Annotated in this window: 9 protein-coding genes; 3 read left to right on the top strand and 6 right to left on the bottom strand. The window is 73.3% G+C overall.

Going from position 1 to position 9,297, the window contains the following annotated elements:
• From CCN72_RS20855 to CCN72_RS20845, 3 genes are all read right to left on the bottom strand, one after another.
• Positions 1–482 (bottom strand): FAD-dependent oxidoreductase (locus CCN72_RS20855; protein WP_143664149.1); only part of this gene is annotated, 482 nt, incomplete at its 3' end.
• Positions 479–2,233: a DUF3556 domain-containing protein gene (locus CCN72_RS20850; protein WP_086808831.1), complete on the bottom strand. Its 1,755-nt coding sequence runs from the start codon at positions 2,231–2,233 to the stop codon at positions 479–481. The genes CCN72_RS20850 and CCN72_RS20855, both read right to left, overlap by 4 nt.
• 37 nt (positions 2,234–2,270) lie before the next feature.
• Positions 2,271–3,764, bottom strand: a complete 1,494-nt coding sequence (locus CCN72_RS20845) for a class I adenylate-forming enzyme family protein (protein ID WP_086808830.1) — start codon at positions 3,762–3,764, stop codon at positions 2,271–2,273.
• A gap of 155 nt (positions 3,765–3,919) precedes the next feature.
• Here CCN72_RS20845 and CCN72_RS20840 point away from each other — a divergent pair, with 155 nt between their 5' ends.
• Both CCN72_RS20840 and CCN72_RS20835 read left to right on the top strand, forming a co-directional pair.
• Entirely contained in the window at positions 3,920–5,227 is a 1,308-nt protein-coding gene (locus CCN72_RS20840; RefSeq protein ID WP_086808829.1) for an RsbRD N-terminal domain-containing protein, read from the top strand.
• A gap of 82 nt (positions 5,228–5,309) precedes the next feature.
• The gene (locus CCN72_RS20835) at positions 5,310–5,687 is read left to right on the top strand and encodes a hypothetical protein (protein ID WP_086808828.1); all 378 of its coding nucleotides are present in this window, start codon (positions 5,310–5,312) and stop codon (positions 5,685–5,687) included.
• Positions 5,688–5,745: 58 nt separating this feature from the next.
• On the opposite strand, the gene CCN72_RS20830 is transcribed toward CCN72_RS20835, so the two are convergent.
• From CCN72_RS20830 to CCN72_RS20820, 3 genes are all read right to left on the bottom strand, one after another.
• The gene (locus CCN72_RS20830) at positions 5,746–6,654 is read right to left on the bottom strand and encodes a LysR substrate-binding domain-containing protein (RefSeq protein WP_086808827.1); all 909 of its coding nucleotides are present in this window, start codon (positions 6,652–6,654) and stop codon (positions 5,746–5,748) included.
• Between the two features lie 94 nt (positions 6,655–6,748).
• Positions 6,749–8,077, bottom strand: a complete 1,329-nt coding sequence (gene lysA / locus CCN72_RS20825) for a diaminopimelate decarboxylase (protein WP_086808826.1) — start codon at positions 8,075–8,077, stop codon at positions 6,749–6,751.
• 73 nt (positions 8,078–8,150) lie between these two features.
• A complete protein-coding gene (locus tag CCN72_RS20820; RefSeq protein ID WP_086808825.1) occupies positions 8,151–8,501 on the bottom strand; it encodes an SAV_915 family protein in 351 nt (116 codons plus the stop codon).
• 288 nt (positions 8,502–8,789) lie between these two features.
• Here CCN72_RS20820 and CCN72_RS20815 point away from each other — a divergent pair.
• Positions 8,790–9,297, top strand: a 508-nt coding sequence (locus CCN72_RS20815) for a universal stress protein (protein WP_107430135.1), incomplete at its 3' end; no start/stop codon positions are given.

Below are 9,297 nucleotides of genomic sequence, written 5' to 3'. Positions count from 1 at the left end.
GTGGGCGGCAGCGTGGTGGGCAGGCCGAACCGGGCCAGCAGCAGGGGGTGGCCGGGGAGACGCAGCAGGGGGCGCAGCACATCGTCGCCGAGGGCGTCCCAGTGCCGTACCGAGGGCTCCAGGAGCCGGCGGTAGCGGGGGCCGTCGGGGCCGAGCAGGCGGGCGGTGTCCTCGACGGAGCGCAGCAGGACGCCGGCGGTGCCGTCGTCCAGGGGGTGGGCGCAGTCGATGTCGGGCAGCCGCCAGCGCAGTCCGTGCCGGGCCAGGTCGAGGGCCCGGTGCGCGGGTGAGGTGACGGCCATGGGGTGGACGGCGGAGCAGTGGTCGTGCAGCAGTCCGGGCAGGATCGCCTCCTCGGTGCGGGTGCCGCCGCCGATCTCGTCGGCGGCCTCCAGGAGGGTGACGTCGAGTCCGGCCCGGGCGAGGAGGGCGGCGGCGGTGAGCCCGTTGGGCCCGCCGCCGACGACGAGGGCGGTGCTCATGCGGTGGTGTCCTGGGCGGCCGGGTGCGGCGGATGGACGCGTCGCACGTCGTACACGGGATAGTCGGGGCCGTCGGTGGGCCAGGGCTGGCGGGTCAGCATGTCCCGCACTCTGACATGGCCGCTCTCCAGGAGGCCGAGCGCCGCGTCGTGGACCTCGTACGCCTGGGTCCCCCGGTGGACGGGCTGGCCCTCCAGGCAGATCACGCGCACTTCGCCGGGTGCGAAGCCGCAGCGTTCCTGTACGGCGGCGAGCAGTTGGTCGTCGTGGAGGTGGCCCTCGCCGAAGTTCCAGCCGAGGGCGAAGCCGGCGATCAGTTCGCCGTCCACCACCGTGGTGTCCGGCTCGCCCCAGGCGACGCGGTCGATCAGGCCGTTGTGGGCACGGCCGTGGGAGTGCAGGGAGCGCCAGCCGTGCATCTTCTGGGACAGCAGCAGGGCCGTCTCCTCGTCGTAGAGCGCCGCCAGTTGCCCGGTGGGCAGCCGGCACGCGGTGGACAGCCCGGCCTCCAGGCGGTCCAGGGCGTCCCCGGTGAACAGCCAGGCGCTGGTGGCCCAGTTGCCCGCGTAGTAGCGCATGGCGGGCAGGAACGACACCAGGTCGGGCCGTACGTTGCCGAGCGCGGGCAGCAGCAGGAGGCTCGGCAGGACCACCACGAGCAGCCAGGGCGAGTGCAGATGCCGGACGCTGATGTCCGCGTGGGCGCCGAAGAGGTAGCAGAGCGAGAAGACGAAGAAGATGTTCCACTCCAGCGGCACGCCCATCGGCACGGTGGAGAGGATGTGGAGGTGGAAGACGGCCATGTAGCCGAGGGCCGCCCAGGTCCAGAAGCCGCCGTGGCCGAGGAAGACCAGGTACAGCGGGACGGCGTACTCGGTCAGGGTGCCGATGTGGGCGAGGCAGAACGACAGCCGTGAGGGGCGCAGGTCGTGCGGGTGGTCGCGGAAGAACAGCCGTTTCACGCGGCGGCTCGGGATCAGCGGGGCGTTGCTCATCATCGTGGCGACCACGAACGGGAAGTGGTGGTTGAGCTTCGAGGTGGCCGCGCCCCACCACAGGGCCAGCATGACCAGCTCGTAGCCGATGAACTGGTCCTGGTAGGGGAAGAAGAACAGCAGCAGCGACAGCCCGTACTGCTCACCGCGCGCGGCCAGGAAGATGGTCTTGTCCCGCAGGCCCAGCAGCGCGAGGGCGGCGATCAGCGGGAGCGCGGCGCGGGCGTCGAGCAGACCGGCGGCGCCGTGGTGGCCGGTTCCGGGGCGGCCGAGCAGCCAGCCGGCCGACAGCAGGACGGCGGCGTACAGGGCGACGTCGACCGCGGTACGACGGCTGCCCCGGGTCAGCGGCACCCGCTCCGGCCACGGGGGCAGCCGGATCGTGCCGGGGCGCAGCCAGTACAGGACCGACCCGATGGGCGGGTTGAAGCGGGAGGTCAGCGGCCCGGAGCCGCAGCCGAGGCCCACCACCTCCCACAGCAGGGTGAAGACGATCAGCTTCTGGTAGACGATCGGCTCCGACCACCAGGACGCGATGTCGGCAAGTCCCCCGAGGCCCGGCGTCAGAGAGATCGCGTACGCCGAACCGCCCACGTACAGCAGGCACTTGACGACGTAGAACAGGTACACGGCGTACGGCGTCCCGAAGCCGTGCTCGACCCAGTGCCGGGTGAGCACCTTCAGGCGCTCGGGGCGCGGCAGCGCGAGGTAGGACACGGCGTCGACGGGCGGGAGTTGGGGGTTCATGAAGCCCATGGGGATCACACCCTGCTGTCTCGGAGGGGCGGGCGGCTCAGCCGGCGGGGGTGAGTACCCGGCTGCGCAGCGCGGGCTTGTCGGTCTTGCCGACGGGGTTCCTCGGGAGTTCGGGCAGGACGAGGATCTCCACGGGACACTTGTACGGCGCGAGGCGCTCGGCGGCGAACGCGGCGATCCCGGCGATCCCGGCCTGCTCCACGGGGAGTTCGTCGGTGGCGTCGCGCAACGCGACGAAGGCGACCGGGACTTCGCCGAGCACGGGGTCGGGGCGGCCCACGACGGCAGCCTCGCGGACGGCGGGGTGGCCGTGCAGCACGGTCTCGATCTCCTTGGGATAGACGTTCTCGCCGCCCCGGATGATCATGTCCTTGACCCGGTCGACCAGGACGAGATAGCCGTCCTCGTCCAGGCGCCCCAGGTCACCGGTGTGCAGCCGTCCGCCGCGCAGTGCCTTCGCCGTCTCCTCCGGGCGGCCGAGGTAGCCGTGCATCACGGTGGGGCCGCTGATGACGACCTCGCCGATGCCGCCGTCGGTGACGGTACGGCCCCGCTCGTCCACGACGGAGACGGTCTGCCCGGGCAGCGGCAGCCCGACCGTGCCGGGTTTGCGGGGGCCGTCCAGCGGGTTGGACGTGGAGGCGCAGGTCGCCTCCGACAGGCCGTATCCCTCCACGAGTCGGAACCCGAACCGCTGCTCCACGGCGGCGAGGAGCCCCGGTGGCATGGGGGCGGCGCCGCAGACGGCGAAGCGGAGCGAGGAGGTGTCCGGCCGTACCTCGGGCGGCAGGTCGGCCAGCATGGCGTAGATCGCCGGGACGCCGGAGAAGAAGGTGGGGCGGGCCCGCTCCAGGGCCCCGAAGAAGCCCTTGGCGCTGAAGCGGCCGACGAGGGTGGCCTGTCCCCCGGCCCGCAGCGGTGACAGGACGCTCACGACGATGCCGTTGACGTGGAACAGCGGCAGGATCAGCAGGCTGTGATCGGCCGGGGTGAGCCGCATCGTCTCGATCATCGCCTCGGTCATGGCGTCGAGGTTGCGGTGCAGGAGCTCGACGCCCTTGGGGCGGCCGGTGGTTCCGCTGGTGTAGATGACGAGCGCGAGCGCGTCGCCGTCGGCGGGGGGTTCGGGCAGGGGGTCGAAGTCCGGCGCAGGTGCGGCCAGTTCGGGCAAGGTCAGCGGGGTCGTGGCGGCGGGCAGTCCGTCCGGTGCCTCCTCCGTGACGACGACCCGTGCGCGGCAGTCGTCGAGCTGGTACGCGGTCTCGGTCGCGGTCAGCGCGGGGTTGACCGGGGTGAGCGCGGCGCCGAGGCGCCAGGCGGCGAAGAGGGTCGCGACCAGCTCGACGCGGTTGGTGAGCTTGACCGCCACGATGTCGCCGGGGCGCACCCCGCGGTGGGCGAGGTGGCGGGCGTAGCGGTCGATCAGGTCGGCGAAGCCGGCGTTCGAGAGGGTGCCGTGGGCGTCGTCGGTGAGGGCCGGCGCGTTCGGGGCTTGTTCGCGGCGCACAGCGGGCAGGCGGCTCAGGTTCATGCAGGAAGGCACCTCTGGTTCGGGTGACGGGCAATTGGACGTGACCGTAGAGCGTTTCGGCACCGGGCGGCCACGGCCGCGGGGCACAAGGCGGGCGGCGGCTTTCGTGCCGCGCGCACGAACGCCTGGATCCGGCCACCCCGTAGGGTGCGGCCATGGAGGCACAGCGGGCGTTGGTACGTCAGGTCGGCGACCGGGTCGCGGAGTCCCAGGGGGCCCTGGTCGAGGGGCTGGTCCAGGACATTCGCGCGCAGATCGGCGCGCTGGACCAGGAGGCCGCCGCGCGCTCCCTGCTGGAGGCGAGCATCACGGAGAACGTGGTGGCCGCGATCAACTTCCTGCGGCAGGGCATCGAACCGGACCAGCTGGAGGCGCCGACGGCCGCGCTGGCCTACGCCCGGGTCCTCGCCCAGCGCGATGTGCCCCAGTCCGCGCTCACCCGCGCCTACCGCATCGGCCATCAGCGCTTCCTCGACCACACCTTCGCCCTGCTCGACGATCTGCCGGCCGCGGACCGGGTGCCGGTCTGTGTCGAACTGGTGCGGCTGTCGGGCCAGTTCATCGACCTCATCTGCGAACAGGTCGGCCGCACCTATGAGCGGGAGCGCGACCGGTGGGTGGCCAGCCGCAGCGGGGTACGCCAGCGGTGGGTGACCGATCTGCTCGGCGGGGGTCCGGTCGACCGGGCCGCCGCCGCACGGGCGCTGCGGTATCCGCTGGACGCGGTGCACCTCGCCTGCACGCTGTGGCCGGCCGCCCGGATGACCTCCTTCGACCTCGTGGCCGCGGTGGACGACGTACGCGCCCACGCGGGATCGGCGCTGGGGGCCCGGGCCGCGCTGGTGGTGCCGACCGACGAGTACGAGGCGCGGCTGTGGCTGGCGCTGCCCGGACCGCCCAACGCGCTCGCGTCCCCTTCGAGTTCGACTTCGGCTACGGCTTCGAGTTCGGCTTCGAGTTCGGCTTCGGCGTACCTCGGCGCGCCCGAGGGCAGCCCGCTGCACGCCGCCTTCGGGCGTCCGGGGGCCGGTCTGGGCGGCTTCCGGACGTCCGCGCGGCAGGCCGCCCGGGTCAGGGAGATCCTGGGCACGCGGCTCGGTTCCGGCGCCGCCGCGGCCCCGCTGTGGGTGCACTACGACCAGGCGGCACCCGTCGCCCTCATGGCCGGGGACCTGCCCGCCGTCCGCGACTTCGTGACGAGCACCCTGGGCGCCCTGGCGGCGGCCGGTGCCCGAGAGGCCGTACTGCGCGACACCCTGCGGGTCTTCCTCGACCGTCACCGGGGCCACGCGGCCACGGCCCGGGCGATGAGCCTGCACCGCAACTCCGTCCAGTACCGCGTGCACCGGGCCACGGCCCTGCTCCCGCACGGCGAGCGCGACCTGGCGGACGACTTCAACGTCCGCGCCGCGCTGCTCGCCGTGCACTGGCTGGGCGACACGGTCCTGGCGACCGGACCCTGAGGGCGCCGCGCGGCCCGGCGCACCGTGACCGGGAGGCGGCTCGTGGGTCGAACACGCACGAAACGGCTGGTATTACTGGGGCATGCAGGAAGAGACCGCACGCTCCGCGATCGACACGTTCATCTCCGCGTTCAACGCCTCGGACGACAGCTATGTGACCGCCCTTCTCTCCCAGGCCCTGACCTCGGACGTGGTCTTCTGGGGGCCGTTGGGCCGCAGCGAAGGGATCGCGGCGGTCGAGCGGTTCGTGCTGGACATCCGGCACCACCCGGCGGGGACCGGCACGATGGTGCGCTGCTCGGCGGTGGACATGCCCGACGAATGGGCCCGGTACCAGTGGGTCTTCACCACGCCTGACGGAGGCCCCCGTCTGGCGGGAACGGATGTCGTCCATCTGCGACGCAGCCTCATCGACCAGGTCATCGTCTTCGCGGGGGAGATCGAGCCGATCGCCTCCTGAATCGTCCCTCGCGGTTCGGCCGGGGTGAACTGCCGCGGCGAGCCTTCCGGTCGGAACCCTAGTCGGTGACGTGGCGGGTGATCAGGTCCAGCAGGCGCAGCACGGCGGCGTCGGCGGTGGGGCGGCGGATCGCGACCACGACGGTTTCCAGCAGGGGCGATTCATCGCGCAGCGGGACGAAGGCGAGGCCCGGGACGGGGAAGTCGCGCAGCCGGTCCGGGAGCAGGCTGACGCACAGGCCGGAGGCGACGTAGCTGTACAGGCCCGTGAGGTCGTCGGCCTCGGCACGGGCGCGCGGGATGAACCCGGCCTCATGGCAGGCGAGTTGGACTTGCTGGGCCAGGGCGGGCAGGGCACCGGGGGCGGGCAGTACGAAGTCCTCGTCGCGCAGCTCGGCCAGGTCGATGACGTCGGCGCCGGCCAGCCGGTGGTCGTGGGGCAGCGCGGCGGCGATGCGCTCCACCGCGAACGCCTCGCTGACGATCTCGGCGGACAGGTTCGAGGGGTCGCGCAGGAACCCGAGGTCCAGGGCGCCGGAGCGGACCATCTCGGCGATGTCGGCGGGCGTGTCCTGGTGCAGATGGACGCGCAGGCCCGGCAGTTCCTCGGCGGCGGCGCGCAGCAGCGCGGGCAGGTAGTGGTGGCTGAGGACGGTCACATAGCCGACCCGGACATCGCCCTCCAGGCCGCTCGCGACCCGCCGTACCCGCTCGATCACGGCGGACTGGGCGTCCAGCAGCCGCCGCGCGTCCACGGCGAACACCTCGCCCGCCGGGGTGAGGGAGACCCCGCCTGACCCCCGCTCGAACAGCCTTGCCCCGAGGCCCCGTTCCAGCCGCTGGATCGACTGGCTCAGCGGCGGCTGGCTCATGTGCAGCCGTTCGGCGGCGCGGCCGAAGTGCTCCTCCTCGGCGACCACCAGGAACTGCTCCAGCAGCCGCTTGGTGAGGTTGATATCTTCCTTCATATTGGCCACGCGATGACCATATACGGGGCAGACATGTCTCGCGCGACGAGAGCACGGCCGCCCCGCCGGAGCGCTCCGGCGGGGCGGCCGTGGTTCACAGGCCCACGTCGCGGCGGCGGATGTCCTCCAGGGACTCCCGGCGGACCAGCAGCCGGGCGCGGCCGTCGCGTACGGCGACCACGGGCGGGCGGCCGACCAGGTTGTAGCCGGAGGCCATGGAGAGGTGGTAGGCGCCGGCGACGGGTACGGCCAGGAGGTCGCCGGGGCGGATGTCGGAGGGCAGTTCGGCGTCGGCGGCAAGGACGTCGCCCGCCTCGCAGTGCCGGCCCACGACACGCGTGCGGACCGGGTCGGCCGCGCTGTGCCGGCCGATCAGCCGGGGCGCGTACCGCACGCCGTACAGGGCGGGGCGCGGGTTGTCGCTCATGCCGCCGTCCACGGCCACGAAGACGTGCTCGCCGGTGTGTTTGACCGACAGCACCCGGTACAGCGCGATCCCGGCGGGGCCCGCGATCGCGCGGCCCGGTTCGATGATCAGGCGGGGCACCGGCAGCCCGGCCGAGGCGCAGGCGTCGGCGAGTTCGGCGCGCACCTTGCGGGCCAGCGAGGTGAGGTCCAGGGCCTGCTCACCGGGCCGGTAGGCGATGCCGTGGCCGCCGCCGAGGTCCAGTTCGGGCAGCACCACGCCGTACTGCCCGTACAGCCGGGCCATCAGTCCGACCATTCGGCGCACGGCGGTCAGATACGGCTTGACGCCGGTGATCTGGGAGCCCAAGTGGCAGTGCAGGCCGGTGAGTTCGAGGTTGGGCTGGTCGAGGATGCGGGTGAGGGCGTGCAGGGCGTAGCCGTCGCGGATGGAGAGGCCGAACTTCTGGTCCTCGGTGCCGGTGCGGATCTTGTCGTGGCCGCCCGCGCTGATGCCGGGGACGACGCGCACCATCACCTTCTGCTGTCCGTCCGGCCCGACGGCGGCGGCCAGCCGGGCGATCTCCGAGGGGCTGTCGATGACGACGCGCCCGACGCCCAGGCGCAGCGCGGCCTCCAGGTCGCGGGGGGTCTTGGCGTTGCCGTGCAGCACGATCCGCTCGGGCGGGAAGCCGGTGGTGACGGCGAGTTCGAGTTCCCCGGCGGAGCAGACGTCGAGCCCGAGGCCCTCCTCCTCCATCCAGCGGGCCATGGCCCGGCACAGGAACGCCTTGGCCGCGTACAGGACTTCGGCGTCGGGGAAGGCATGGCGGTAGGTACGGCAGCGGTCGCGCACCTCGGCCTCGTCCAGGATGTAGACGGGGGTGCCGAAGCGTTCGGCGACCTCGGCGAGCGGTACGCCGCCCACCGCGAGGTCGCCGGCGCGGGGTTCGGTGGTGGAGGCGGGCCAGACCGACAACGCGTCGGTGGTCGTGGGCAGTTCGTGGACCGTGGTCATCTCGGCGTTCCTCTTTCGGGCGTACCGGCGTCGGGCGTTGCGTCGTCGGGGAGACCGGGCTCAGGCGACCGGCTCAGGCGATCCGGGCGGTCCGCGGCGCGCGGGCGGCGGCCGGTGCGGGCGGTGGCACCGGGGTGGGCGCGCGGGCGGTGAACTGGGGGTCCACCGTGAGGGCGGTGACGCCGAGCGGTGCGGTCAGGGTGCGCAGTTCGGCCCCCGCGAGGCGGATGAAGGCATGGCCGGAGCCGAGGGTGGCGGTGAGCCGGCGTACGGAGGTGAAGCCGACGGCGGTGCGCTCGCCGAGCGGGGTGCGGAAGAGCCGTACCGCGTGCCCGGAGGGTCCCGGCCGGACCGGGACGTACAGGGATCCGGCCGGGAAGGGTTCGGGGGGCTCGGGGTCGTCGCCGTGGCGGAGTTCGGTCATGAGGTGCCTCCCGTGAGGCGGGGAGCGTGGAGTCTGGGAGACCCCGGACGCGGGGAGGCGGTCCGGGGTTCGCTGTCGACGGTATGCCCGTGCCACCCGGTTGCCGGACCCTTGTTGACGTGACGCTGACGGGGATCCGGGCGGCTTTGACGGGTTGCTGACGACCCCGCAGGGAGGGCCGCGGACCGGGCGTCAGCGGGGCGCCAAGAAAGGGCGTACGCCCTGTTCCGGGGCCTGGAACGGGGGTGGGATGGAGGGGATCCCCGAGAACCGCAGAAGGTGGCAGCGATGTCCGAGTACCAGGAGTCGACGGCGGCGCGTGTGCTGGTGGGGGTCAGCGGCTCGCCGGGCAGTCTCGCGGCGCTCGGGCGGGCCGCCGTGGAGGCCCGGCTGCGCGGAGCGGAGCTGTGGGCGGTGACGGCCTGGGAGCCGCCCGAGGGGGATCTCGCCGCGCGCCGCTTCCCCGCCTCGGCCGCGCTGGTCCCGGAGTGGGAACGGCTCGCCCGGGAACGGCTCCTGGACGCACTGCGCGCCGTGTTCGGCGACGCGTCGACCGGGCTGCCCGGCGGTGCGCTCGTCACCCGGGGCGCCCCAGGGCCCGCGCTGGTGCGCCTGGCCCGGCGCGACACCGACCTCCTCGTGATCGGCGCCGGCGGCCGCGGCCGGCTGCGCCGCGCCCTGTGGCCCTCGGTGAGCCGCCACTGCCTCGCCCACGCCACCTGCCCGGTCCTCGCGATCCCACCCTCCCCCCTGCACGCCGCGCTGACACACGCCCACCGCCGCAACGCGTTGCGGC

Origin of the sequence: Streptomyces murinus, from assembly GCF_002154555.1 — a bacterium.
GTDB classification, from domain to species: Bacteria; Actinomycetota; Actinomycetes; order Streptomycetales; family Streptomycetaceae; genus Streptomyces; species Streptomyces murinus.
This window is presented reverse-complemented; position numbering and strand designations above follow the sequence as displayed.

Bases quoted from the DNA above. Each gene is read 5' to 3' on its own strand.
- lysA (WP_086808826.1), bottom strand. From the start codon at position 8,077: ATGACCACGGTCCACGAACTGCCCACGACCACCGACGCGTTGTCGGTC.
- CCN72_RS20850 (WP_086808831.1), bottom strand. From the start codon at position 2,233: ATGGGCTTCATGAACCCCCAACTCCCGCCCGTCGACGCCGTGTCCTAC.
- CCN72_RS20845 (WP_086808830.1), bottom strand. From the start codon at position 3,764: ATGAACCTGAGCCGCCTGCCCGCTGTGCGCCGCGAACAAGCCCCGAAC.
- CCN72_RS20820 (WP_086808825.1), bottom strand. From the start codon at position 8,501: ATGACCGAACTCCGCCACGGCGACGACCCCGAGCCCCCCGAACCCTTC.
- CCN72_RS20835 (WP_086808828.1), top strand. From the start codon at position 5,310: ATGCAGGAAGAGACCGCACGCTCCGCGATCGACACGTTCATCTCCGCG.
- CCN72_RS20830 (WP_086808827.1), bottom strand. From the start codon at position 6,654: ATGAAGGAAGATATCAACCTCACCAAGCGGCTGCTGGAGCAGTTCCTG.
- CCN72_RS20840 (WP_086808829.1), top strand. From the start codon at position 3,920: ATGGAGGCACAGCGGGCGTTGGTACGTCAGGTCGGCGACCGGGTCGCG.